This is a genomic window from Paenibacillus sp. NN59 (genome assembly GCF_057597225.1).
This window is the reverse complement of the sequence record NZ_CP199678.1, coordinates 4,078,325-4,103,182: the sequence shown is the minus strand read 5'-3', so window position 1 is coordinate 4,103,182 and position 24,858 is coordinate 4,078,325. Positions and strand designations below refer to the sequence as shown.

The following is a 24,858-nucleotide window of genomic DNA, read 5'->3' as shown; positions in this document are numbered from 1 at the left end:
TGATGATGCCGTTAACCGAGCACAATCTCAACAGCTGTATTTAATTCAGGCAGAGATGTAAGCTGAACCAACACATCTTTTGGCACTTCTTTATCAACGGTGAGAATCATGATCGCAGCACCACCGATAATTTTACGTCCAACCTGCATGGATGCGATGTTTACGTCATTTTGACCAAGCAAAGTACCTACACGTCCAATGATACCCGGTTTATCGTTGTGCGAGATCAAAATTTGATGGCTTTCCGGTGCAATATCTACAGGGAATTTATCAAGACGAACAATCCGTTCGCCGTATCCTGCAAGAAGCGTACCTGCCACGCGGCGTTCTTCAGCATCTTGTGTTGTTACGAGTGTTACGGTAATTAGGTTTGTGAATCCCTTTGTAGCAGAGGTTTGGCTCACAACAACATTCAGATCACGAATTTTGGCCAAGTGCATGGAGTTGACAATATTGGCTTCTCCGCCCAGATGTCTTGCCAGAATTCCTTTCACTATATAACGTGTGAGCGGTGATGTATCCACTTCTGACAGATCACCCGCGTAGTCAATCCGAATCTCTTGTACTGCATTTTGAGTGATTTGTGCTGCAAAACTACCTAGCGTTTCACCCAATTTAAAGTATGGTTGCAGTTTGTTCATAACGGTAGGTGCGACAGCTGGCATATTAACCGCATTTTTAAATGGTTCATTGCGAAGTATGTGAAGAACTTGTTCAGATACGTCAATCGCTACGTTCTCCTGAGCCTCTACGGTTGATGCACCCAAGTGAGGTGTAACGATAATGCTTGGATGATTCAGGAATGGATGATCTGCTGCAGGTGGTTCACTTTCAAATACGTCGAATGCTGCTCCAGCAACAATTCCTTCATCAATCGCTTCTACAAGCGCCATTTCGTCAACTACACCGCCGCGTGCACAGTTAATAATACGCATGCCTTTTTTCATGACTTCGAACTGCGGACGGGAAATCATATGACGTGTTTCTGGGGTGAGTGGAGTGTGTACAGTCATAAAATCCGCATTACGGATAATATCATCAACACTTGCCAGCTTGACTTGCAGTTTCTCGGCACGCTCCTCTGTGAGGAACGGGTCATAAGCGAGAATGTCCATTCCGAATGCTTTTGCACGTTTGGCTACTTCGCTACCGATTCTTCCCATACCGAGTACACCGAGTGTTTTATTTCTTAACTCCACACCGAGGAACGTTTTACGATCCCATGTACCTTGAATCGTTTTGGCATATGCCTGCGGAATGTGTCGTGCCAGTGCCATCATCATGGCAAAAGTGTGCTCACAAGTCGTAATGGTATTACCGTCAGGTGCATTAATGACAATGATACCGCGTTGTGTAGCAGGTTCCAGTTCAATATTATCTACGCCAACTCCTGCGCGTCCAATCACTTTAAGATTGGTGCCAGCCGTCATAATACGTTCAGTAACACGGGTCTGGCTACGAACGAGTAGGGCATCATAATCTCCGATAATGGCAACAAGCTCATCTTCACTAAGTCCGGTTTTCTTCTCGACAACGACATCACTTGCATCGACCAGCTGCTGAATTCCCAGATCACTGATTGGATCTGACACTAACACTTTGTACATGGTTTCTTCCTCCTTAGGTTTGTATATCTATAATCGTCAAGGTTTGTTCTCCGGCAGGAGACGTTCCTTAAAACCAAAGTGATTCTTCCCTCCAACAACGCGGTGTCGTAGCAGAGGAGTAGGGTAAACTAACAGGGTGATTCCACAGGATTCTTTTATCAAAAACAATCAAAAAAACTCTCAATCCACATACTGCTTGCGCAATAAGGGACGAGAGTTGTCGTGGTACCACCCTAATTCACCGCCGTTTCGCAACGACAGTCTTAGCGGTCAATGAAGACCGAAGAGGATAACGGGTCTAAACCGATTGCACCTACTCCAATTTCAATGCAATAACTCAGGAGCGCTCAAGATCATCTGCCTGCCACCGATTTACACCAACCATCGGCTCTCTGAAAGACAAAGCAACGTCTTTTTTCCATCATCGTGTTTGACGTAACTAATTTTTCATAATGTATCATGGCTTACATGAGCATGTCAATAGGCTTAAATGTTTTAATTCTTAAGGTTGGAGGCCGTGATTTCCGGACCTTCAGAGAGTGTAATCTATCTACTTAGAATTATTTTTATTGAGATTTAAATGCTTTAAACATACTGTTTCGTGAAAGAAAGTTCACTGCATTAATGAAGTAACGTTTTGATGTGATCAACCGGGACTTGGGACAGGTCTTGAACCGGATTGGTTTTTTGGCTATCATTTAGTATACTATCGGATTGGTCAATGAAATTTTTATCAAATAACTTAAGAGGACAGACGCATGCAATGAAAAAAAAGAAATTTCCGAAGTTTAAAATTCAGAAGGCCGAGCCGCAGCAATTAACAGAACGTCTGCTCTTGATCAACCTTTACTTTACCCAAGGGCTAACTTTAATCGTAGGGATCGTATGGATTTTGTTGCAGAAAAGGGATCTATTCGAAGTTCTGGCCTTGCCTGATCATCTTCAGTTTTTATGGTGGGGTCTTGGGCTCGCTGCGATTATGCTAGTCATGGATTTGGTACTGTCCTATGTCATACCTCAGGAAAGTATGGATGATGGTGGCATTAACGAGCTGTTGTTTCGCGGACGTCCAATCTGGCATATTGTATGTATAGCAGCCTTGGTGGCTGTATGTGAGGAGTTGCTTTTCCGCGGCGCAATTCAACATGCAATTGGTCCATACTGGACAAGTATCTTATTTGCAGTTATTCATATTCGCTATCTGCGCCACTGGATTCCTACAGGATGGGTGTTTGTGTCGAGCTATGGATTGGGCTATATTTATTTGCAATCAGGCACATTATGGGCACCGATTCTGTGTCATTTTATCATTGACCTAGTATCTGGATTAGCGATACGTTTTCGGAGGGGATCATGAGTCAGCCATTAAGCAGGGTGAAAACATATGGCAGCCAACGTCAGCGTCGCTCGGACAATAAAGAGAAAACCGGGCGGAACTCAGCTTCACAGACAAGTTTCGTTGCTGAAACGGCAGTTGCTACCGAAACAGTGGGGCTTCCACCAATTACTTCAATTTCTTTACCAAGATCACAACGTGGGTCGAGTGCATCCGCACTGGAAAGTCCGGTATTACCGGAACGAGCGCCTAGTCGCTCTAAGAAAACGGCAAACCAGAAGGAAAGCTCAGTTTCCGAAGCGGGTTCTTTACCCACTCGAACTGAACTTCATCCTTCACGACGTTTGAGATTGAGCAAAAGATTTGTCAATTCACTTATTTTTATTTTCATAATGTTAACCGTTGGTCTGGTATGGTGGGGGATTAAGGGAGCTCCTCCTTTGAACACCTTCCTCCCATTACCGTGGTAATATTAGTCAGTTTATCCTTTCTCACATTAGTGGTAGCTTTATTACTTCTTTTTCATATGTGGCGAGAGGCTCATACAACTGTGATTACAGAGGACGAAGTCGAACTTGTGCATCTACCAGCCTCTTTCAACGGAGCGAGGATTATTTTTTTATCAGATACCCATTCACGATTGTTGAAAACAAAAGAAGTTGAGCAGTTGAAGGGGAAAGCCGATTGGGTACTCATCGGGGGCGATATAGCTGAAGAGGGAATATCCTGGTCGATTGTCAGACAAAATATGAAGCTTTTGTCGAGTTTGGCTCCAACCTATACCGTTTATGGAAATCATGACAAAAAAGCAGGCGTGACTCATTTATCTAGACTTTTGGATGATTCGAGCGTGCAGCTCCTTCAAGATCAGGATGTATACTTGCAAAAAGGAACGGAACACGTCCGATTGGTCGGATTAGATTATCGTTCGAAACAGGCAGAGAAATTGTTGCGAAATACGAAGGATGGCTGCTCCACAATCGTATTAGTTCACGATCCTTTGGAAGTATTGCGGTTAGACATTGATGTAGATCTGATACTGAGTGGACATACCCATGGAGGACAAATCGTTGTTCCATTGTTAGGACCTGTATTGCTAAGTAAGGCTTATCGGGCTGTAAAGAGCGGCTGGTTTTCCTTGAAACGTAGCGATGAAGATATTCGTTCAGGAAAATTGCTTGTAAGCCGGGGATTTGGTACAAACCATCTTCCCTTCAGGTTAGGTTGTCCCGCAGAGATACATCTCATCACTTTACGTGTTCCTGCAACAAATAGCCCTGATCAATAAGATCAGGGCTGTTTGTCGCACATTACATTTTTCTCGCAGTGGTGCAGTAGCCCTAGCATTGGCATCTATTTTCGGGACTGCAATTCGATCGCGCGTGGATCAACAAAGGAATAACCCTTCTTCTCAAGCGACGTTAACAACTCGTCCAGAGCATCGACCGTCCAAGGTAATTCATGCATCAGAATATTACTTCCAGGGTGAAGCTGATCCAGGACATTCTGGATCACTTTGTCAGGTCTGTTTTTAGTGCTCTTATCCCAGTCCAGTGAGCCGTTGGACCATGTCATATACAACATTCCCTCTTCTTTGACGGCATCTTTCAATGCATCATTTCCGGAGCCAAAAGGGGGTCTGAAAAACTGAGGTTTTTCCCCGGTGATGTCTTTCACAATTTGTTGAACGTCGGTGACCTGTTTCTTAGCTTCTGAACTTGACATTTTCTTCAAATCTTCATGATCCCAAGCGTGGTTACCGATGATCTGTTTTCGGTCATGAATCATTTTCAACAACTTCGGCTGACGTTTGACACGGTCTCCATTTACAAAGAATATGGCTTTGGCGTGATGTTTATCCAAAGTATCCATAAGTGAATTAATCATCTTTTCGTCCTTTGGTCCGTCGTCAAAGGTTAACAAGACCACTTTAGCAGGGCTGGATTCATCATTAGGTTTAATAACATAACTCGAATTCATATGATACGTCTTTTTAACGAGCACTTCCCTTGAGGTTCCGTCCGTGGATGGAATTTTTGGCTTAGTACCAGTTATATTTGTGTCTGTTTTAGGATGAATTTCAGTATCTGTCTCGTTATTTTCAATCTGGGATTCTGCGCTTGGGTTTTCTTCGGTTTTTTTCTCCGTAAGAATGACAGCAGTATCGTCTTTCATATCCTTGGCATCAGATGCAGATTGATTTTGTGCACTGCATGCAGATAGCAATATGCTGGTTATGAGTAACAGCGAGGTGGCGCGTTTCAACATTTTCTCAGCTCACTTTCCTGTATTTATGCGGAATGAGATTGTCTTCTACAGCAAACACTACTTTTGATTTTAACACTTAAAGGAGGTTGGTGTAATGAAGGCGTCATCCTTTTTCTGGGGTATAGTCGTTGGTGTTGCAGCCAGTTCTTGGTTAGCTAAGGGCAGAATGCCCATGTTGTCTTCAGGTTCATCTCGAAACATGGTTGACCAGGCCAGACATAAAATGATGGAAATGACTTTTCCAGGCATGGATAGCTTCAGTAGCAAACCGGATCATCATGGTGAACCGCACAAGTCGGCATCAAAAACCAGCAGAGTGATCTCACCAAAAGAAAAAGAAGAAAACATGAATATGCTTAAAGATTTTATTCGGACGAACCCGGATGTTAAACATGAAGTAGAGCAGATTTTAAGTCAAACCAATACATCAGTACCGGGTTTGTAACCCGTAACATCCATTAAGAATCATCCACAGTCTTGATTTGATGTGGATTGATTCTTTTTTTTGTTGATTTTACTGCGTGCATTTATAGGTATAAAATGATAACATAACTACATAGATTTATTTTCAGCACATATTGTTTTGTGCTTCATAATCTGTTATAAGACTTGCTTATAAAGGGGAGATCCTGTATGAAAATAGAACGACTAAGTCACGATAAGATACGGATTTTCCTGACCTTTGACGATCTGAGCGAGCGCGGAATACAAAAAGAAGATATGTGGCAGGAATTACCGAAGGTACATGAACTGTTCACTGAAATGATGGACCAGGCTTATTCTGAACTTGGCTTTGATGCTACAGGTCCGCTGGCTGTTGAAGTATTCGCACTTCCCGCTCAAGGGATGGTTGTCATTGTTACTCGTGGAAAATATGATCCGCAACAATATGGTTCAGGTCATGAAGATGATCTTCCTGAAGAAGTATATGAAATGGAAGTTACACTGGAGCAAAGTGACTCCATCGTATACGCATTTAAGGATTTTGAGGTGCTGATTGAAGCTGCCCATATGTTACGTCAACATGTTACGGATGCGGGGAAACTGTATTCTTATAAAAATAAATGGTTCTTACATTTTGAACCGGATGATGTAGACACCGCCAAACATGCCGCATTGATTGCTTTGCTGGCTGAATTTGGAGAAGGTTCTTCGGTCACTCCAGCTGTTATGGAGGAGTATGGAAAGGTCGTTATTCCTGAACAAGCGATTGATGTCATCTGCACACACTTCAAACGTCAGGATTAAACATCGTTATCATCGCGTCACTATTCAGGGGAGGGAATTTCGGTGCTTTTGTTATCGCTTCTAGCTGCAGCAGTTGCTCCGGGTCTCGCCTTGTTAACATACTTTTATCTTAAAGACCGGTATGATTATGAACCACTTCACATGGTTCTGAGAGTATTTCTCATGGGGATTCTGATCGTTCTGCCCGTGATGATTATTCAGCGAGGCATGATGTTGTGGCTTGGAGATAGTCCCCTTCTCGAATCCATCGTAATCTCGGGCGGAGTTGAGGAGTTTGTTAAATGGTTTGTGATCTACCACATTATCTATAATCACACCGAATTTGACGAGCCATATGACGGAATTTTATATTCCGTTGCGGTATCATTGGGCTTCGCTACAGTGGAAAATGTGCTGTACGCATTTGCAGGCAATGCCTCCGTATCAGGTATGTTTCTAAGGGCCCTCCTGCCTGTATCAGGTCATGCGATGTTTGCCGTTATTATGGGATATTACATGGGCAAAGCCAAATTCATTGATGATACGAAGAAGAAACGGTGGTATCTCAGTCTGTCTCTGATTCTTCCGTTTTTCTGGCACGCATTGTATGATGTTATTATGAATATGATGGTGAATCACTGGCTGTGGTTCATCGCGCCTCTGATGGCGGGTCTGTGGTATGGAGCAATAGGCAAGATTACACGGGCTAACAACCGTTCTCCTTTTCGCTTCGTGAAACGAGAGGGATGAGATTAAATTATAAAAATACGGACACACTGGTGGACATAAAGCGTTTAAAACGCAGACCCTGGTGTGTCTTTTTTGTGTTCTAGAAAACAAGGGTACGACGATATGAAACGGGGATATCCAATGACAAGAATCAAGATTAAAATTAGATGCAAACAATGTGGTGAACGTTTCACGTTAAGAGGCAAGAAAGAACGTGGGCGCATTGATACTGGGTTTAAACAGTGCCTTTGTGATAACAAGGATCAATTTGACATTGAAGAAGAGGGCATGGCGACGAGCTATATGTTGCACTAGTCGGCTATATGTTCGATTAAAGTGAAGTCAACAAGCCTTACTCAAAAAAGTCTTAGCTTCATTCGTTAAAGGCAAATTTCGTTCCGGCTGGAAATCGCATGCATAAGAGGACTTTCTTCGACCCACAATAAAGGCAGTGATCAAGGCGTGTCTTGAAATCCACTGAAGTGCATCTTTTACCACCTTTTCGCTCCCTGCTGCGTCACTTTCCCTTGACGTGCCCCGGCACGCCTGCGGTAAACTTCCTGGCTTGGAACGAAAATTCGGCAAAATCTGCTTCCTCCATTGTTTTCAGACACACCCTAGAAGAAAGGAGAATCTACCGTGTATAAACGATTAAGTTCAGTCATGTTTCCGATATTTGCAGTTCTCCTGATCGGCGCACTCGTGTGGGGTTATCAGGAGAATCAGGAGAAGAATGCGATACTGATCAAGGCGGAAAATCAATATCAGCGTGCATTTCACGACCTATCATTCCATATGGATAAATTACATTCGGAGATTGGGAACACGCTTGCTGTACATTCAAGTTCACAGGGGATGCATCGCAAAGGGTTGATGAATGTGTGGAGGCTTACTAGCGAAGCTCAGAATGAAATTAATCAACTGCCGCTCGGCATGCTTCCCTTCAATGAGACTGAGGAGTTCCTCTCGCGTATCTCGAAATTTGCGTATCAGGCATCCATGCGTGACCTGACAAATGAGCCACTCAGTAAGAAGGAAATGGGTAATTTAAAGACACTGTATCAAAATTCTTCGGAGATTAAAAATAGTCTGAAGGAAGTTCAACAGAAAGTATTAGCTGATCGTTTGCGCTGGATGGATGCTGAAACCGTTATGGCAACTCAGGAGCAGACAAACGATAATTCCATCGTGGACGGTTTCCGGACCGTAAATAAAAAAGTAAAAGACTACCCGGAGCTGGATTGGGGCCCTTCCGTCTCTAATATGTTTACCAAACGCTCTGTGAAGAAGCTTGGCGGAATGCCTGTTTCCAGAGAGCAGATCCAGGAGAAGGCCGCCAAATTCTCGAATGTGGAAAGTGGTAAGATTCAGGTTCAGGAGAACGGCAAAGGGACGGACTGGGAATCATATACCGCCACCATCCAGCATGCCAGAAACGGGAAACTGATGATGGATTTCACACGCAACGGTGGGAAGCTTATCTCGTACAGTGACACCAGAACGGTTGGAGCTAAAAAAGTGTCCCGTCAAGAGGCAATGAAACAAGCGGATCAGTTTCTTGTCAATAAAGGATATAAGGATATGAAAGCTGTCAACTACGATGAGTTCGGTAATTTGGCGAACCTCACGTATGTGCACAAGCAAGGAGATACGTTGATTTATCCAGAAAAAATGTCTGTACGTGTAGGTCTGGATACGGGGGAAGTCACCGGTTTTCAGGCAAGCGACTATGTATATGAGCATAACGACAAACGTCAGATTCCAAAAGCAAAGCTTACGGCTGATCAGGCTCGCAAAAAACTGAATTCAGATTTCAAAGAAAATTATGTTCGCAAATCGTTGATCGAGAATGAATACAGCAAAGAAGTGCTTTGTTATGAATTCGGGGGACGAATCAACGGTTCGCGTTACCGAATTTACATTAATGCCGATACAGGAATGGAAGAGGCGGTTGAAGAGATTAAGCCAGTGAATGCAACCTCCTAAAAGCGTTTAGCAGAATGTGTATTCTCAAAATTAATCATGCGAAAACAGACCATTTCAATGGTCTGTTTTTTCTTGTTCCATGTGAGAAAGGTCATGGTATAATAGTCCTTGCAGAGACAAAGATAAATACATAAGTGGCGGTGAACCGATTGTTTCCTAAAATAAATGAAGTGTTGTATATCCAGATCGCATCGGCTGACGAAAAAGAGGAACATAAGGAATACAAATCGCGTATCGCAGATACCGATGATGACAGTTTTTTGATTGAAGTTCCGATGCAGCAGGGGAACAGTCGTTTAAAAAGACTCTTTTTCGGAGAAGAATTGTCCATATCGTATATGAACGAGAGTGGAGTCCGCCATTATTTTAATACTTACGTAACAGGGTTCGAGGAAGATGTCGTTCGTCTGGTCCGCATTCGAAAACCGCTTCCTGATGAGATTTCCAAAATTCAGCGCCGTAGCTTCCTTCGCGTTCACGCCAGTCTTGAATTGGCGATTCAATGTGAAGACCTTACACGTGCGGTCGTGCTGACTGAAGACATCGGAGGCGGAGGATTGTCCGTATACATCGAGCCTGATGTCAAAGTGCAGGAAGAACAAAAGTTGAAATGCTGGCTATTGGTTCCTTATCGCAATGGGTCAATTGACCATGTTCAATTCGAAGCCGAGGTAGTTCGCATTAAAAAGCTGGAATCGGGCCGTGAGTTAGGTATGCTAAAATTTTCACAGATTACGGATTCAGAACGTCAGAAGGTCATCAAATTTTGTTTTGAACGGCAACTGGATTATCGTATGAAGTAGACGTGTGCAGGCATAAAACAGTATTGTACTGGGCAACGTAAGGCAAAAACGGAGAATGTTGCTATGAAGAAACGCTCTGATGCATGGAGAATTGAACATATTTATTGTATGATGTCAAAACGGTTGGAACGAAGAGCGTTGCTATTCATTGGCTTGCTCCTGATCCTCGTTATTCTCTGTCAATTGTTACTGCTTGTCCCGGATTTGAAGAAAATAATGACAACGATTGACCGGTTAGAAGGTACCCCGGTTCATATGCAAAGTAACAGCAAAGACCGGAATGGCTGATTTGTCTGTTTTTGCATCCATGTGTAGAGTGTGGTATAATTTTCACGATGCAGGCAATGCCTGTTTTTTTATTGAGGTTTATCGTTTGAGGAGGAATGCCCCGTTGGCTAGCCAGAACACATCAGAAGACGGGAAGATGAACGTTGCAATTGACGGACCTGCTGGTGCCGGAAAAAGCACGGTGGCCCGCTTGGTTGCAGAGGAACTCGGATACATTTATGTCGATACAGGCGCAATGTACCGTGCAGTATCCTTGCATATGCTTCGGAAAGATATATCTCCGGAAGATATGACTCAGGTACTTCAGGAAGCTCAAGATTTGGTTATTGATTTACAACCGGATCGGGGTGGACAGAAAGTGTTCTGTAATGGCGAGGATGTTACCTCGGAAATCCGCTCCCGTGAAGTAACGGGAATCGTGTCTCGATATGCGCAAATCGAGGGGCTGCGTACACAATTAGTGGATACTCAGCGGCAAATGGCTTTGCGCAAGGGCGTCGTCATGGATGGGCGCGATATCGGAACGACTGTATTGCCCGATGCGGAAGTGAAAATTTTTATGACTGCCAGTGTGCAGGAGCGCGCACTTCGCCGCTTCAAAGAACTGGAACCATCCGATGGGCTGACGTTGGAGCAACTAGAGCGAGATATTGCAACCCGTGATAAACTGGATGAGAACAGGGAAGTCTCCCCGCTTCGTTGTGCAGAGGACGCGATTGTCCTGGATACAACGAAGATGAATATCCATGAAGTGGTTGACAAAATCGTATCTTATTGCACAATGGTCAGAGGAGAGAGCGGTCTATGATTTACACCTTTTGCAAGACTGTACTGCGGATCATGTATACCATTCTTTTTCGCCTGGAGGCAGTTGGACGGGAAAATATCCCGAAAGACGGCGGTGTACTTTTATGCTCCAATCATATCAGTAACTTTGATCCGCCAACCGTTGGCATCAAAATTCGCCGTCAAGTGAGATTTATGGCTAAAAGCGAATTGTTTGATGTTCCGGTGCTAGGGCCGATTATCAAGGCTGTCGGTGCCTTCCCTGTAAAGCGAGGAGGCGTCAGCAAAGAATCCATCAAAACCTCACTCAATATTTTGCGTGGTGGTGAAGTGCTTGGCATTTTCCCAGCGGGAAGCCGTCACAATGATGGTGGAATTGGTAAAAAAGGAGCAGCGAGTTTTGCTCTCCGCAGCGGTGCTACTGTAATCCCTACTGCTATTATCGGCAACTACAAGCTTTTTCATAAGATGAAAGTAGTATATGGCGCACCGGTCAATTTGGACGAGTTCAAGGAAGACACTTCCGGAGATGCTTTGGAAAGAGCTACCGAGAAAATCATGTCCAAAATTAACGAAATGGTGAAAACAGGCGAGCCTAGTAAGTAAGGCAGGTCTACTGTGAGTGCATGTTTCCATATTTTTGAGGAATGCTATGTGAAGTGCATTTGCATGAAAGTGTTTTGAACTCTGCCAAGGCAGGTTTGAATATAATGGGGTTTTTGAATTGAGGAGGGTATTTGACATGTCGGAAGAAATGAAAAATCAAGAAGCAACCCAAGATGAGTTGGATCAATTCGTTTCCTTGAAAAAAGGAGATACTGTAAAAGGAACCATCGTCAAATTGGAAGATAACCAAGCTTATGTAAGTATTGGATATAAATATGACGGTGTTATTCCAATTCGTGAACTGTCTTCGCTTCACGTAGACAGCGCGTCTGAAGCAGTAGAAGTTGGACAAGAAGTTGAAGCTAAAGTTCTTAGCATCGACGACGAGAAAGAAAAACTCGTTCTGTCCAAACGTGCGATCGACAGCGAGAACGCTTGGGAGCAATTGCAAAAGCATTTTGAAGACCAAGACGTGTTCGAAGTTGTTGTAGGTGATGTAGTTAAAGGCGGTTTGGTTGCAGACGTGGGCGTTCGTGGATTTATCCCGGCTTCCATGGTTGAGCGTCATTTCGTTGAAGACTTCAGCGACTACAAAGGTCGCACACTGCGTGTTAAAGTGAAAGAGATCGATCGTGAGAACAACAAAGTGATCCTTTCCCAAAAAGACGTTCTGGAGCAAGAATTCGAAGCAAACAAAGTTCAAGTAATGGCTGGTTTGCAAGAAGGTCAAGTCATTGAAGGTACAGTTCAACGCTTGACTCAATTCGGTGCTTTCGTTGATGTAGGCGGAGTTGACGGTTTGGTACACGTATCCGAGCTGGCTTGGACTCACGTTGACAAACCATCCGATGTATTGTCCGAAGGCGACAAAGTAAATGTTAAAGTGCTGAAAGTTGATCCTGAAAAAGGTAAAATCAGCCTGAGCATGAAAGCTGTTCAACCAGGTCCTTGGGAAACAGCTGGTGACAAATTCAACACAAGTGATATCGTAACAGGTGTTGTAAAACGTCTGGTTGATTTCGGTGCATTTGTTGAAATCGCTCCTGGTGTTGAGGGTCTTGTGCATATCTCACAAATTTCCCATAAACACATCGGTACTCCACATGAAGTGCTGAAAGAGGGCCAAGAAGTTCAAGTGAAAATCTTGGACATGAACCCTGCTGAACAACGTGTAAGCTTGAGCATCAAAGAAACAGAAGAAGCTCCTGCTCAACCACAAAAATCAGAGCGCCCAGCAAGAAACAACGCTCCACGTGAAGAAATCAACAATCCGAACGTTTCCTTGAACAATCAAGGTATGAGCACTACGCTCGGCGAACTGTTTGGTGACAAACTCAGCAAATTCAAATAAGTTATACATGCATGGTTCTAAGTTATATACTGCATATTTTGCTGAACAATAAAAGCAAGATCGGCGAGCCCCAGCGGGTTCGCCGATTGTTGTTATTGCGAGAATATCGTTTCGGTTCGTTACGAAACGTTAGCCAAGCCATAGCTTTTTTGCTATGATGAGTAACGTAAGTATGGACAGGAGGAGTGGAATGTATGGCAAGACCAGTTGTGGCAATTGTCGGCCGACCAAACGTGGGTAAATCCACCATTTTCAATCGGATTATCGGCGACAGACTGGCCATTGTGGAAGATAAGCCGGGCATTACCCGTGACCGGATTTATGGAATCGGTGAATGGAACGGAAAAGCATTTAGTATTATTGATACGGGTGGTATCGAAATTGACGGCGAAGACGTCATTATGAAATCCATTCGCATGCAGGCGGAGCTTGCGATTGAAGAAGCAGATGTAATTGTGTTTATGTGTGATGCCAAGGCGGGTATTACGCAATCGGACGAAGAAGTTGCTGAGATGCTTTATCGCTCAGGTAAACCGATCGTGGTAGCCGTGAACAAAGTGGATAACATTGGGCGCAGTGAGCTGATTTATGAGTTTTATGGCTTCGGTTTTGGTGATCCGATCGGGGTATCTGGCAGTCACGGTACGGGAATTGGTGACTTGCTTGATGCGATTGTGGAGAAATTGCCTGAACTTGAGGAAGAGACATACGATGAGGATGTAATTCGTGTAGCTCTGATCGGCCGACCTAATGTGGGTAAATCTTCACTTGTGAACGCCATCCTGGGTGAGGAACGTGTTATTGTGAGTGATGTAGCCGGTACAACACGTGATGCAATTGACACTCCTTTTGAAAAAGACGGGCAACGTTACGTGCTGATTGATACGGCGGGTATGCGGAAGCGCGGTAAAGTATATGAAACGACGGAGAAGTACAGCGTAATGCGTGCGATGCGTGCTATTGAGCGTGCGGACGTTGTTCTGATTGTTATCAACGGTCAAGAAGGCATTATTGAACAGGACAAGCACATTGCCGGTTATGCGTATGAAGCGGGTAAAGCTTCATTGTTCGTGGTAAACAAGTGGGATGTTGTAGAGAAAACGGATAAAACGATGAAGGAATTCGAGACGAAGATTCGGGATCATTTCCTCTTTATGACCTATGCTCCGGTTGTCTTTTTGTCCGCACTGACAAAACAACGCTTACAAAAATTGTTGCCAGTGGTACAGCGTGTAGCAGAACAGCATTCTTTGCGTGTTCAGACACATCTGCTTAATGATGTGGTATCGGATGCTGTAGCCATTAATCCACCGCCAACCGATAAAGGGCGGAGAATGAGAATTAACTATGTGACTCAGGTTGCGGTCAAACCGCCGACTATGGTTATCTTTGTTAACGACCCTGAATTGATGCACTTCTCGTACGAGCGTTACCTGGAGAATAAAATCCGTGCAGCGTTTGATTTTGAAGGCACGCCAATTCGCATATTTACTCGGAGGAAGTCCGACGAAGGTTAGGGGAGAAGTTTGTGATTTTATCCATCGCAGCTATTGTACTGAGCTACCTGCTTGGTTCGATCAGTTTTAGTGTTCTTCTTGCAAAAGCAATACGGGGGATTGATATACGTCAACACGGAAGCGGTAATGCCGGGGCAACGAATACGCTGCGTATTCTGGGTAAAGGGCCGGCTATCGCAGTTCTGCTACTTGATGTAATCAAAGGTATTGCTGCAGTATGGATTGGCATATGGTTAAGTAACGGGTCTCCATGGATTGCTGCATTCAGCGGTATTGCTGCCATCGCAGGTCATAACTGGCCCCTTTATTTCAATTTTCGCGGAGGCAAAGGCATTGCTACTGCGATTGGAGTACTGGTAAGCTTGGCTTTCCTGCCTGCGCTTTATGCCGGGATCATCGCCATCCTGTCCATCGTTCTGACACGTTATGTTTCGCTCGGCTCTTTAATTTTTGTAGCACTGACTCCTGTTTTCATCTTGATCCTGCCTGGGTATTCAATGAGTATCTTTTGGGGCAGTCTGATTATTTGTCTGTTTGCATTCTGGAGACATCGTACGAATATTGCGAAGCTCGCCAAAGGACAGGAAAATAAATTGGGATCAAAGAACCCTGGAGGGGGGAAACGCGTTGTCTAAAAAAGTTGCCGTACTGGTCGCAGGCAGTTGGGGAACTGCCTTGGCCAGTGTCCTCGCCGCGAACGAACTGGATGTGGTGATGTGGACACGTAGCGAAGAACAAGCAACGGAGATTAATACCCAGCACACGAATACACGTTATCTACCGGGTGCAGAGCTGTCTCCTCGCATTCGCGCAACCAGCGATATGGAAGCTGCGGTTGCAGATGCGGCGGCTGTGTTAATTGTAGCGCCTTCGTCTGCGATGCGTGCGGTTACACATCAGTTTAAACCTTTCTATACACCCGATATGCTGATTATTCATGCAACGAAGGGCTTTGAAACGGAAAGTTTGAAACGGATGTCTACCGTGATCTCTGAAGAGCTTGAATGTGAAGAAGGACAGATTGTTGTATTGTCTGGTCCAAGTCATGCTGAGGAAGTGGTGAAGCGCTGTCCAACCACCGTGGTTGTAGCTTCATTGGATAAAACATCTGCGGAGGCAGTTCAGGGATTGTTTATGAATGCCTATTTTCGTGTGTACACAAACCGGGATATGCTTGGAGTTGAACTAGCGGGGGCTTTCAAAAATATCATCGCGCTCGGGGCAGGCATGTCGGATGGTCTGCAGTTTGGTGATAATGCCAAGGCGGCGTTGTTAACCCGCGGACTTGCCGAGATTACTCGAATCGGTGTTGAGATGGGAGCTAATCCATTAACGTTTTCTGGACTAGCGGGAATCGGTGACCTCGTTGTTACAGCTACAAGTCAGCACAGTCGGAACTGGAGAGCCGGATCTATGCTGGGGCAGGGACAGAAGCTGGATGATGTGTTGCAGTCCATGGGCATGGTGGTTGAAGGTATTCGAACTACTCAGGCCGCCTATTTTATATCCCAAAAATACGGTGTTCAGATGCCAATTGCGGATCAATTGTACCATGTGTTATTTCAGAATCGGCAGCCACGTGATGCCGTTGAAGCCTTGATGGGACGTGATCCGAAAACGGAGATGGAAGTAATGAAGCTGGAAACTTGGGAGCAATGGCATTCCTGAGTTGATGGTTTAAATATCGTTACGATGGCCTAGTTTAAAATGATGCAGCTTAATCACCTTTTCCCCGGCACACTCATATTATACACATGAGTATTGCCGGAGGAGGGGAGACGAATGGGTAACAACATTTCGAAAGAAGCGCTGAAAGCCATCAACAAAAAGACAGGCAAAACGATCACTGAAGGAGCTGTCAAAAAGCTGGCAAGCACAGTGAAACCAACAACGATGCAGAATGAGGCTCAGTTGCGCCAGTTGATTAAACAAGTATCCGCCATGGCGAAAATACCGGTATCTGAGGATACGGTTCAGGATATTGTGAGTGCAGTCAAGAAAAGTGGGCTGAATCCAAGCAATATGGAATCGTTAATGAAGATGATGATAAAAAAATAATCGTTCGTTGCCTGCTCACGCAGGAATCGGGCATTACGAAAGCAAGCCAGCAGATGCTGGCTTGCTTTTTTGTCTTTTTATAGGAAAAATACGTTCGATTTCATGTTATAATGATTGCAATTGTCACAATTTCGTGATGAATATCGGATTGAAGGGGAGACTGCTGGTTTATGAGCGCAATGGACAAGATGTGGCTGTCATTAGTTGCTATCCTCATTATGGGGTTATCTGTATTTTTGATTACATTTGCTCGTGCCAAAACAAAAGGATTCGTGCGGGGGATTCTTTCGATTATTGCCTTTTTAATTATGCTCATCGGATTTTTTGGTGGAATCGCTTCTCTGACCTAAATTCCCTCATGGGAGAGAGAACATCCGCATAAGCGCATCATAAGAACGGACACAATGAAAATACGGATGGGAGGAGTGTGTAGCTATGGTACCGCATGAAATGGGGAATTGGACTGCGCGATATCCGGAATTACACCAGGCTTTACTGGATACGGCAAAAGCATGGGATCGTCAGCCTTATACCTGGTTACTAGGTGGTAGTTGCGGTTTACTGCTTCAAGGGGTCGAGTTGCAACAAGCACCTCGAGATATAGATGTGTATGCTGATATTGCTGATGCCAAAAAGCTGCATATCTGTGCTCCCGGGAACAAGCTTGATGAGCCTGCAATAGACAAAACGGGGCCTTATGCTTCCCTGCTGAGTCATTACCAGGTGGGCGCATGCTCACTGGAACTGGTAGGCGGTTTTGAAGTATGGGCGCGCGAAAGTTGGTATCGTATCCAGATCGAACATGTGCTAGCTCTTTATGCTTCCGAGACTCAGGTGGACGCATACCGGTTGCGACTAATGCCGCTTGCGCATGAATTGCTTTTTAATCTGCTTCGCGGACGTGAAGATCGGTATGTCCCCATCGCAGCGCGAATTCGTCTAGAGCCTGAGGTTCATCGACCTGCGATGATTGCGTTAAGTCAACATAACATATGGGGATCTCGTTTCAGATCAGAAGTGGAAGAACTGATCGGGTTTTCTTGGTCGGATCAAGCTGGGGAGGAACGATGATGCAAGAGATGATTACATTTTTACCGATGAACAAATCCATCAAAGTTCATCCCGGCACAACCCTTTTACAAGCTGCGCGTCGGGCTGGTGTTCGAATATCAACCCGGTGCGATGGCAAAGCGGCATGTCTGATGTGCAAAGTTAACGTGGCGCCGGAGGAGCGGCATGCACTGCTTCCACCTACGGATGCGGAGAGACGGAAGCTCGGACTAATGCTTGACGATGGAACAAGACTCTCGTGTCAGGCGAAAGTATGCGGACAACTGACCGTGCAGGTTCCCGAAGATCCGCTGAAAGCCGCCATAAGGAAACAGCTTGAGCGTCAGCAGCAAGATGATGACTGGTTCGCATAATAACAAGAAGTGAAAATCGAATGTCAAGCTATGTTTTGAATGTTTAAGGAGGGTGCGAATGAATAAAAAGAAGAATAAAACTGCGGAAGGAAGACATCCCTTGGATTTGTTACAGCAGATGAAGTGTCTGTCTTTACTTCTTCTGCTCATGCTGACAATGAGTGGTTGCTTGTATCCTTCTCAGAGTAATTCTGATCCCAAAACAGCTTATCGCGAAAGTGTAAATCGTATTCAGAGTGCGATTGAAGCGTTTCAAAAGGACGAGGGCATACTGCCAATTCTGAACGCGGACGCGGATACGCCGAAGTATGAAAAGTTTAGAGTAGACCTGTCTAAATTGAAGCAGCTGGGTTATCTTGATGATATACCTGGAACGGCCTTTGAGAATGGTGGTAGCGCTTACTTTTTGATACAAAATGAGGAAGTGAAACCGACAGTGAAAGTGATGGATCTCCAGACGGTGCAGAAAGTAAATGATGTGCAACGCATGGTGGATCAGTACAAATCTGTACATAATCAACAACTGCCTGCGGGTGAAAAGTTATATCCTGGCTTCCATGCGGTGGATATGAACTTAGCGGCACAGCCGGGATCTCCTTCAATTACGCTAAAAAGTGTATATTCGGGTCAGGAACTGCCTTTTATGATGAATGAACAGGGTACAGTGTTTGTGGATTATGCTTTTGATATTATGCAGGCATTGGAAAAAACAGATGGTTCATCCGATGATGAGCATGCTGTCTCTGATGACCCGGATTTACGTAATCATTTGCTTACACACTCCTATTTCGTACCTGTAAAATCTGTTCCATATACGCTGGAGAATAATACACCTGTCGCACAGATCGTTCAAAACCAAAGTAAGTAAGTGAAGAACAGACGTATACTATTAAATAAAAGTACAATTTCAAGGCTCTACAGAATCCCGAAAGAGATATGCCGCGTTCCGTGGTGTGTCTCTTTTTTGTGAAAAGAATAGGGTTCAAGATGTGAGAGGTGTCATAAACAGAGAGGGGTTCTCATAAAGTAGATTGAAATAAAGACGCGCAGTCCGGGATCGGAGGATGCTCTTCATGTCACCATCATGAGATAAAAAAACAAAAAAACACGTCATATTGCCGCATACAGGTACATAAGATGATACTAGTCCAATTGCATGTACGAGTTAACGCCGCTCTCGCCGGTTTCATCAGAATGCAACGTTCGGCGGCGGACGACTTCCGGGCACTCACAAAGGCGGCTCTACCGTTGCAGGGATTTCAGTCTTCTGATTGAAAAAACGAAGCGGATGCTCTTTAGCATTTTTCCTTCGGAGTAATTTAAGGAGGGGATTTCATTGGAGAAAGTGGACATTTTTAAGGACATAGCTGAGCGGACCGGAGGGGATATTTATCTCGGGGTTGTCGGCGCAGTCCGGACGGGGAAATCAACATTTATTAAACGATTCATGGAAACGATCGTATTGCCTAACATCGCAAGCGAGGCTGATCGCGCCCGTGCAGTGGATGAACTTCCACAAAGTGCAGCAGGTAAAACGATCATGACAACCGAGCCCAAATTTGTACCGAATAATGCAGTTCAGATCAAAGTGGCTGAAGGACTGGATGTCAATGTACGTTTGGTGGATTGTGTGGGTTACGCCGTGGAAGGCGCAAAGGGATACGAGGATGAAAATGGTCCGCGTATGATCTCCACACCTTGGTTCGAGGAGCCGATTCCATTCCAGGAAGCAGCAGAGATTGGTACCCGAAAAGTCATACAGGAGCACTCCACACTTGGTGTGGTGGTCACAACAGACGGAACCATTGCCGAAATCGCTCGCAGTTCTTATGTGGAATCAGAAGAACGAGTGATTGCAGAGTTGAAAGAAGTGGGTAAACCGTTCGTTCTGGTCATCAACTCCACCCGGCCTCGTAGTGAAGAAGCGTTGCAACTTCGGAGCGAGCTGGCTGCCAAGTACGATATTCCGGTCATGACGCTAAGTGCTGCGACGATGACGGAAGATGATGTCACTGGTGTACTCCGTGAAGTATTATATGAGTTCCCTGTGCATGAAGTGAATGTGAACCTCCCGAGCTGGGTTATGGTGCTGAATGACACACACTGGCTTCGTAACAACTATGAGAATTCGGTACGGGATACGGTAAAAGATATTCGCAGGTTGCGCGACGTGGATCGGGTCGTGTCACAATTCATGGAATATGAATTTATCGACCGTGCGGGTCTTAGTGGTATGAATATGGGGCAAGGTGTAGCAGAGATAGATCTCTACGCGCCGGATGAGTTATATGACCAGATTCTCGTGGAAGTTGTGGGGATTGAAATCAGGGGCAAGGATCATCTGTTGCAACTGATGCAGGAGTTCTCCCATGCGAAGAGAGAATATGACCGCTTCGCAGAGGCGCTAGAAATGGTCAAAACAACAGGTTATGGTATTGCTGCTCCTTCACTTGCCGAGATGGCGCTGGATGAACCGGAACTGATTCGTCAGGGCACGAAATTCGGCGTTCGCCTGAAAGCGACGGCACCGTCCATCCACATGATTCGGGTCGATGTGGAGTCGGAGTTCGCACCGATTATCGGTACGGAGAAACAGAGCGAGGAACTGGTGAGATATCTGATGCAGGATTTCGAGAACGATCCGATCAAGGTATGGGATTCAGATATGTTTGGTCGCTCTTTACACTCCATTGTGCGTGAAGGCATTCAGGGTAAAATCGCGATGATGCCGGATAATGCAAGATATAAACTGCAAGAGACACTGGGTAGAATCATTAACGAAGGATCAGGCGGATTGATCGCCATCATACTTTAATTGTTCAAAAGACCGTGAGGCTTGATCTCATGGTCTTTTTCTTTGGGTTTATTTCTTGAATATGGATGAAATGGATGTGAAAATAATTTATTTTTGAAAAATGTAGTAAGTTTCAGCTTTAAATCACTAAAACATATTTACATACTGGGGATTAGTCGTTATATTAATAAACAACTATTGTGATTGAAGTCACAGCGAGCGAAACAGGGGGAGAACGAGATGAAGAAAAGAAATTTCAAATGGGTTGGGTTAAGCGTTTTACTCGTATTGGTACTGGCGTTGTCAGCTTGCGGAATTAAAAAAGAACCAGCGGCCTCTTCTGCATCAGGATCAGCAGGTGAAACACCGAAGACGGAAGCCGTTACAGGACCTTTAAGCGGTAAACGGGTTGCGTTAATTATGGAATTTAATACAGGGACATTTTCACAGCAGTATGTACAAGGAGTGAAAGAGGAAATCGCCAAATTCGGAGGTGAACTCACCACCTTTGTTGCAGATAACGATAAAGCCAAAATGGTATCGTTGCTTGACAGTGCAATCAACCAGAAATTTGATCTCATTTTGACAGACCACGGTGACTCGCTCCTGGAACCAGGGGTGAAAAAAGCGGTTGAGCAAAAGATTCCAGTCGTTGTATTTGATGCAGCGATCAGTGTGCCGGGCGCTACGGTGTTGTCACAAGATGACCAGAAGATGGCTGAACTAACACTGGAACAGATGAAAAAGGATATCAATGGTAAAGGTAACATCGTGAAAGTCTGGGTGGCCGGTTTTGCTCCAATGGAACGTCGCCAGATTGCTTACGGAGCATTCCTGAAGGCTAATCCAGAAATCAAAGAAATTGCGACATTTGGTTCTGCACAGAACCCCGCGCTGGATACGCAAGCCAAAATGGAGGCCATCCTGAAACAATATCCAAAAGGTGAAATTACAGCGGTTTGGGCCGCGTGGGACGAGTTTGCAAAAGGTGCGGCGCGTGCCATTCAGCAAGCAGGGCGTGATGAGATTAAGGTGTATGGAATTGACATGAGTGACGAAGATCTGCAAATGATTCAGGACCCGAAAAATCCTTGGGTTGCTTCCGCTGCTGTAGATCCAACAGACATTGGACGTGTACAAGTTCGATATGCATACCAGAAGTTGCATGGGGACCAAACTGAAGATGCGGTTGTTCTTAATCCGGTGTACGTACAACGCGAGGCTTTGCCTGATAAACAAATCTCCACATCTGAGCTGTCTGAGTACGTAAAAGGCTGGGGAGGCAGTACTCAAGGGATCAAGGACTGGATGAGCGAGTACGGGATCACTGCGAAGTAAGCAGCGATAGAAGCGCGCCGCGAGGCGCGCTTTTTTTCAGGCGATGACAGGCAATACAGCTGATTGGAGGCAACATCATGAAGGACCCGATATCACTGGATATGGAGCATATCCATAAGCATTTTTCAGGCATACCTGCGCTGAGGGACGTACATTTTTCTGTAAAAGGTGGAGAGATCCATGCCCTTCTTGGAGCGAACGGGGCGGGCAAAAGTACTTTGATGAAAATACTGTCAGGCGCGTACCAACTGGATGAGGGAACGATCCGTCTAAATGGCTATAAACTGGGCCTCCATTCTCCGAGAGAAGCCAAGGCAAGTGGAATTCACTGTGTATATCAGGAAGTGGATGCTGCACTTGTGCCGCAGCTGACTGCTTCCGAGAATATTATGCTAGATCAGTTGGCATCATCGGCTGGAGGATGGTGGAAAAGTCCAAGAACGTTGCAACAACGTGCCAAGGAAGCATTGAAACAGCTCGGGGCAGATCATATCTCGATTCACCGTAAAGTGGCCGAGCTGACCCTGGCCGAGAAACAGATGATTTTGCTTGCGCGTATCCTGATTCAGGATGCCAAGGTTATTATTTTCGACGAGCCAACTGCACCTCTGAGTCAAGAGGAGACTGATGCCTTCTTTCGCATTGTACACCTGCTGAAGGAACGCGGAGTAGCCTGCATTTTCATCACTCATCGTCTTGCCGAAGTAACGAGTCACTGTGACCGGGTTACTGTGATGAGGGACGGTCGTCATGTGTTTACCGGTGAAACAAATGGACTGACGATCAACGATCTGGTTACGCAAATGTTAGGCAAACCGTTCGAAGAAGAGTTTCCCAAGACCGAAGCACCTGTGGGAGAGCTGCTGCTGCAAGCCCGAGGTCTTCGGCGGGGGTTGAAGGTGAAAGGGGTGGACCTTGAGGTTCGCCGCGGAGAAGTGCTGGCTGTGGTTGGGCTCGTGGGTGCTGGAAAAACGGAATGCTCTCGTCTGCTGATTGGTGCTGATCGATTGCAGGCAGGTGAGATAAGATTACTCGGACGGAATATCCGTCTGTCTCAACCCGCGGATGCAGCGGCTCTAGGCATTGTATCTGTTCCGGAGGAACGACGTAAACAAGGCATTCTTATTCAGGAGAACGTGGAACGTAATCTGAGCCTGCCCTTGCTTTCCAAGCTTAGTCGACTGGGCTTTGTTAACCGCAAACGTGAGCGTCATCATGCAGATTCACTAGTGGAACAACTCGGCATCAAGACTTCTTCCGTGAAACAGGAAGTGAAGTATTTAAGTGGCGGTAATCAGCAAAAGGTAGCCATAGGAAAATGGTTGCGTACGGATGCAGATGTATTTATTTTTGACGAACCAACAAAAGGTGTGGATATCGGGGCGAAAAGTGACATTTTCCGCATTATCAATGAATTGGCGTTGGCTGGTAAAGCGGTGATCTATTTCACTTGTGAATTGGATGAAGGAATGGGGATCGGAGACCGTATTGCGGTCATGTGTGAAGGGGTTATCGTAAAAGAGTTCCAGCGTGGCGAGACGAACCAAGAACAGCTGCTTTACTATGCAAGCGGTGGACAAGAGGTGGAAGCATGAAGGATAAATCACTCGATTTTGCGTTCCGGTATGGGGCGATTATAGTCATTATAGGCGTTATTGCTTTTTTCGGCATAAAACTGCCCTATTTCTTCACGTATAGCAATTTGACGGATATTTTGGGTTCGATCTCGATCGTAACCTTTGTGGCGATTGGTGTAACATTATCTCTCATTGTAGATGGATTTGATCTCTCTGTGGGAGCGACCGTCTCGCTGACAACCGTTGTTACTGCGTCATTAATGATCTGGTATCAACAGCCTCTTGCTGTCGTTATTATCGTACCTCTCGTTATCGGGGCTATCATTGGTCTGCTGAACGCGCTGTTGATTGTAAAACTGCGTATTCCTGATCTGCTTGCAACGCTTGCTACAATGTACATTATCGGAGGTATCCACAAAACCTATGCGCAGGGATATACAATTTACAACCATATGCAGTTCCCGGATGGAAGTAAGGCTGCTGGAGAGATGGACCCGACGTTTCTGTTGATTGGGCAAGGGAAATGGCTGGGGATGCCGATTTCTGTTATCCTGCTGCTTATTGCTGTAATCGGTGTTCATATCTTTTTGACATACACCAAATATGGTAGGCAAATGTATATCACAGGCGGAAATGAGGAGGCGGCAAGGCTCTCTGGGATCAAGGTGAAAAAGGTTCGAACACTTGCTTATGTGGCAGCTGGAATCTTCGCGGCTATTGGAGGAATCATCTATGCGTCCAAAGTGGGATCAGGACAGATTGATGCCGGATCTCCATTGTTAATGGAATCCGTAGCTGCTGTATTTGTTGGTTTTTCTGTTTTTGGCGCCGGGAAGCCGAATGTAATCGGAACCTTTATCGGTTCCGTTCTGATTGGTGTCCTGGTCAATGGATTGACGATGATGAATGTCCAGTATTTTACACATGATATTGTCAAAGGCGGAGTGCTTGTGCTGGCTCTGGCAGTTACATTTTACGTTTTAAACCGTAGCCGCACTTGAAATTGTGTGCTGTCTGTATTAGTATAAAATTTGTTCGGCGTCAGAAACACGCGAGGTTTCAGGCGGCTTTTACCAGAAATGACTGTGGGCCGCAGGCGGAGATGAATGTTCATCGCTCAAAATGGTCAACGTTTTTTTGTGAATGAACGTATATTTCCTTAT

At 45.2% G+C, this 24,858-nt stretch carries 26 protein-coding genes and 1 other annotated feature; of the genes, 24 read left to right on the top strand and 2 right to left on the bottom strand.

The features are described 5' to 3' along the window. Window positions 1–11: 11 nt before the first annotated feature. Entirely contained in the window at window positions 12–1,607 is a 1,596-nt protein-coding gene (gene serA, locus ACT89M_RS18035) for a phosphoglycerate dehydrogenase (protein WP_090917287.1), read from the bottom strand. A gap of 203 nt (window positions 1,608–1,810) precedes the next feature. Next, window positions 1,811–2,041 (bottom strand) — a binding site (T-box leader). 329 nt (window positions 2,042–2,370) lie between these two features. Here serA and ACT89M_RS18030 point away from each other — a divergent pair. From ACT89M_RS18030 to ACT89M_RS18020, 3 genes are read left to right on the top strand one after another with little or no spacing between them, the layout of a single operon-like run. Then, window positions 2,371–2,964 carry a type II CAAX endopeptidase family protein gene (locus ACT89M_RS18030; RefSeq protein WP_090917285.1) on the top strand — a complete coding sequence of 198 codons (594 nt, stop codon included), beginning with the start codon at window positions 2,371–2,373 and terminating at the stop codon, window positions 2,962–2,964. Continuing rightward, entirely contained in the window at window positions 2,961–3,413 is a 453-nt protein-coding gene (locus ACT89M_RS18025; RefSeq protein WP_308723395.1) for a hypothetical protein, read from the top strand. Before ACT89M_RS18030 ends, ACT89M_RS18025 begins: the two co-directional genes overlap by 4 nt. 56 nt (window positions 3,414–3,469) lie before the next feature. Continuing rightward, complete coding sequence (locus tag ACT89M_RS18020; protein WP_308723394.1) at window positions 3,470–4,231, top strand: metallophosphoesterase; 762 nt, start codon at window positions 3,470–3,472, stop codon at window positions 4,229–4,231. Window positions 4,232–4,296: 65 nt separating this feature from the next. Here ACT89M_RS18020 and ACT89M_RS18015 read toward each other — a convergent pair whose 3' ends face one another. After that, complete coding sequence (locus ACT89M_RS18015; protein WP_154957593.1) at window positions 4,297–5,211, bottom strand: polysaccharide deacetylase family protein; 915 nt, start codon at window positions 5,209–5,211, stop codon at window positions 4,297–4,299. 94 nt (window positions 5,212–5,305) lie between these two features. Here ACT89M_RS18015 and ACT89M_RS18010 point away from each other — a divergent pair, with 94 nt between their 5' ends. The 21 genes from ACT89M_RS18010 to ACT89M_RS17910 all read left to right on the top strand — a co-directional run bounded on the left by ACT89M_RS18010 (window position 5,306) and on the right by ACT89M_RS17910 (window position 24,696). Further along, entirely contained in the window at window positions 5,306–5,656 is a 351-nt protein-coding gene (locus ACT89M_RS18010) for a hypothetical protein (protein ID WP_154957592.1), read from the top strand. Between the two features lie 188 nt (window positions 5,657–5,844). Next, window positions 5,845–6,459, top strand: coding sequence for a genetic competence negative regulator (locus ACT89M_RS18005; RefSeq protein ID WP_090917274.1), 615 nt, complete (start codon window positions 5,845–5,847; stop codon window positions 6,457–6,459). A 42-nt stretch (window positions 6,460–6,501) separates the two neighbouring features. Next, window positions 6,502–7,188 (top strand): glutamic-type intramembrane protease PrsW, encoded by a 687-nt coding sequence (gene prsW, locus ACT89M_RS18000; protein ID WP_154957591.1) that lies wholly within the window; start codon window positions 6,502–6,504, stop codon window positions 7,186–7,188. Window positions 7,189–7,806: 618 nt separating this feature from the next. Further along, entirely contained in the window at window positions 7,807–9,153 is a 1,347-nt protein-coding gene (gene ypeB / locus ACT89M_RS17995) for a germination protein YpeB (RefSeq protein ID WP_341181026.1), read from the top strand. A 149-nt stretch (window positions 9,154–9,302) separates the two neighbouring features. Continuing rightward, window positions 9,303–9,956 carry a flagellar brake protein gene (locus ACT89M_RS17990; RefSeq protein WP_154890629.1) on the top strand — a complete coding sequence of 218 codons (654 nt, stop codon included), beginning with the start codon at window positions 9,303–9,305 and terminating at the stop codon, window positions 9,954–9,956. Between the two features lie 108 nt (window positions 9,957–10,064). After that, window positions 10,065–10,244, top strand: a complete 180-nt coding sequence (locus ACT89M_RS17985; RefSeq protein WP_186812259.1) for a hypothetical protein — start codon at window positions 10,065–10,067, stop codon at window positions 10,242–10,244. A 103-nt stretch (window positions 10,245–10,347) separates the two neighbouring features. Beyond that, a complete protein-coding gene (gene cmk / locus ACT89M_RS17980; protein ID WP_090917262.1) occupies window positions 10,348–11,052 on the top strand; it encodes a (d)CMP kinase in 705 nt (234 codons plus the stop codon). After that, window positions 11,049–11,636 carry a lysophospholipid acyltransferase family protein gene (locus ACT89M_RS17975; protein ID WP_145331754.1) on the top strand — a complete coding sequence of 196 codons (588 nt, stop codon included), beginning with the start codon at window positions 11,049–11,051 and terminating at the stop codon, window positions 11,634–11,636. Before cmk ends, ACT89M_RS17975 begins: the two co-directional genes overlap by 4 nt. Before the next feature lie 136 nt (window positions 11,637–11,772). Beyond that, window positions 11,773–12,987, top strand: a complete 1,215-nt coding sequence (gene rpsA / locus ACT89M_RS17970) for a 30S ribosomal protein S1 (RefSeq protein WP_090917258.1) — start codon at window positions 11,773–11,775, stop codon at window positions 12,985–12,987. A gap of 194 nt (window positions 12,988–13,181) precedes the next feature. After that, window positions 13,182–14,504 carry a ribosome biogenesis GTPase Der gene (der, locus tag ACT89M_RS17965; RefSeq protein WP_090917256.1) on the top strand — a complete coding sequence of 441 codons (1,323 nt, stop codon included), beginning with the start codon at window positions 13,182–13,184 and terminating at the stop codon, window positions 14,502–14,504. An 11-nt stretch (window positions 14,505–14,515) separates the two neighbouring features. Then, complete coding sequence (gene plsY, locus ACT89M_RS17960) at window positions 14,516–15,139, top strand: glycerol-3-phosphate 1-O-acyltransferase PlsY (RefSeq protein ID WP_090917254.1); 624 nt, start codon at window positions 14,516–14,518, stop codon at window positions 15,137–15,139. Continuing rightward, complete coding sequence (locus ACT89M_RS17955; protein ID WP_090917252.1) at window positions 15,132–16,172, top strand: NAD(P)H-dependent glycerol-3-phosphate dehydrogenase; 1,041 nt, start codon at window positions 15,132–15,134, stop codon at window positions 16,170–16,172. The genes plsY and ACT89M_RS17955 overlap by 8 nt, the downstream gene beginning before the upstream one ends. Before the next feature lie 114 nt (window positions 16,173–16,286). Next, window positions 16,287–16,562 (top strand): stage VI sporulation protein F, encoded by a 276-nt coding sequence (locus tag ACT89M_RS17950; protein WP_090917250.1) that lies wholly within the window; start codon window positions 16,287–16,289, stop codon window positions 16,560–16,562. 170 nt (window positions 16,563–16,732) lie between these two features. Then, complete coding sequence (locus ACT89M_RS17945) at window positions 16,733–16,912, top strand: DUF2768 family protein (RefSeq protein ID WP_090917248.1); 180 nt, start codon at window positions 16,733–16,735, stop codon at window positions 16,910–16,912. A gap of 85 nt (window positions 16,913–16,997) precedes the next feature. Further along, window positions 16,998–17,633 (top strand): hypothetical protein, encoded by a 636-nt coding sequence (locus ACT89M_RS17940; protein ID WP_308723392.1) that lies wholly within the window; start codon window positions 16,998–17,000, stop codon window positions 17,631–17,633. Further along, window positions 17,633–17,986, top strand: coding sequence for a 2Fe-2S iron-sulfur cluster-binding protein (locus tag ACT89M_RS17935; RefSeq protein WP_154958043.1), 354 nt, complete (start codon window positions 17,633–17,635; stop codon window positions 17,984–17,986). The genes ACT89M_RS17940 and ACT89M_RS17935 overlap by 1 nt, the downstream gene beginning before the upstream one ends. A 58-nt stretch (window positions 17,987–18,044) precedes the next feature. After that, window positions 18,045–18,854 (top strand): hypothetical protein, encoded by an 810-nt coding sequence (locus tag ACT89M_RS17930; RefSeq protein WP_253493331.1) that lies wholly within the window; start codon window positions 18,045–18,047, stop codon window positions 18,852–18,854. A gap of 468 nt (window positions 18,855–19,322) precedes the next feature. Next, window positions 19,323–20,801, top strand: a complete 1,479-nt coding sequence (gene spoIVA, locus ACT89M_RS17925) for a stage IV sporulation protein A (RefSeq protein ID WP_090917242.1) — start codon at window positions 19,323–19,325, stop codon at window positions 20,799–20,801. A gap of 219 nt (window positions 20,802–21,020) precedes the next feature. Continuing rightward, entirely contained in the window at window positions 21,021–22,118 is a 1,098-nt protein-coding gene (locus ACT89M_RS17920; protein WP_308723391.1) for a sugar ABC transporter substrate-binding protein, read from the top strand. Between the two features lie 77 nt (window positions 22,119–22,195). Then, entirely contained in the window at window positions 22,196–23,713 is a 1,518-nt protein-coding gene (locus tag ACT89M_RS17915; protein WP_154890624.1) for a sugar ABC transporter ATP-binding protein, read from the top strand. Next, entirely contained in the window at window positions 23,710–24,696 is a 987-nt protein-coding gene (locus ACT89M_RS17910) for an ABC transporter permease (RefSeq protein ID WP_090917234.1), read from the top strand. Before ACT89M_RS17915 ends, ACT89M_RS17910 begins: the two co-directional genes overlap by 4 nt. Window positions 24,697–24,858: the final 162 nt, after the last annotated feature.

Coding starts and splice junctions, on each gene's coding strand:
- serA (WP_090917287.1), bottom strand. CDS start 1,607: ATGTACAAAGTGTTAGTGTCAGATCCAATCAGTGATCTGGGAATTCAG.
- ACT89M_RS18030 (WP_090917285.1), top strand. CDS start 2,371: ATGAAAAAAAAGAAATTTCCGAAGTTTAAAATTCAGAAGGCCGAGCCG.
- ACT89M_RS18025 (WP_308723395.1), top strand. CDS start 2,961: ATGAGTCAGCCATTAAGCAGGGTGAAAACATATGGCAGCCAACGTCAG.
- ACT89M_RS18020 (WP_308723394.1), top strand. CDS start 3,470: ATGTGGCGAGAGGCTCATACAACTGTGATTACAGAGGACGAAGTCGAA.
- ACT89M_RS18015 (WP_154957593.1), bottom strand. CDS start 5,211: ATGTTGAAACGCGCCACCTCGCTGTTACTCATAACCAGCATATTGCTA.
- ACT89M_RS18010 (WP_154957592.1), top strand. CDS start 5,306: ATGAAGGCGTCATCCTTTTTCTGGGGTATAGTCGTTGGTGTTGCAGCC.
- ACT89M_RS18005 (WP_090917274.1), top strand. CDS start 5,845: ATGAAAATAGAACGACTAAGTCACGATAAGATACGGATTTTCCTGACC.
- ACT89M_RS17985 (WP_186812259.1), top strand. CDS start 10,065: ATGATGTCAAAACGGTTGGAACGAAGAGCGTTGCTATTCATTGGCTTG.
- ACT89M_RS17975 (WP_145331754.1), top strand. CDS start 11,049: ATGATTTACACCTTTTGCAAGACTGTACTGCGGATCATGTATACCATT.
- rpsA (WP_090917258.1), top strand. CDS start 11,773: ATGTCGGAAGAAATGAAAAATCAAGAAGCAACCCAAGATGAGTTGGAT.
- der (WP_090917256.1), top strand. CDS start 13,182: ATGGCAAGACCAGTTGTGGCAATTGTCGGCCGACCAAACGTGGGTAAA.
- ACT89M_RS17950 (WP_090917250.1), top strand. CDS start 16,287: ATGGGTAACAACATTTCGAAAGAAGCGCTGAAAGCCATCAACAAAAAG.
- ACT89M_RS17945 (WP_090917248.1), top strand. CDS start 16,733: ATGAGCGCAATGGACAAGATGTGGCTGTCATTAGTTGCTATCCTCATT.
- ACT89M_RS17940 (WP_308723392.1), top strand. CDS start 16,998: ATGGTACCGCATGAAATGGGGAATTGGACTGCGCGATATCCGGAATTA.
- ACT89M_RS17935 (WP_154958043.1), top strand. CDS start 17,633: ATGCAAGAGATGATTACATTTTTACCGATGAACAAATCCATCAAAGTT.
- ACT89M_RS17930 (WP_253493331.1), top strand. CDS start 18,045: ATGAATAAAAAGAAGAATAAAACTGCGGAAGGAAGACATCCCTTGGAT.
- ACT89M_RS17920 (WP_308723391.1), top strand. CDS start 21,021: ATGAAGAAAAGAAATTTCAAATGGGTTGGGTTAAGCGTTTTACTCGTA.
- ACT89M_RS17915 (WP_154890624.1), top strand. CDS start 22,196: ATGAAGGACCCGATATCACTGGATATGGAGCATATCCATAAGCATTTT.
- ACT89M_RS17910 (WP_090917234.1), top strand. CDS start 23,710: ATGAAGGATAAATCACTCGATTTTGCGTTCCGGTATGGGGCGATTATA.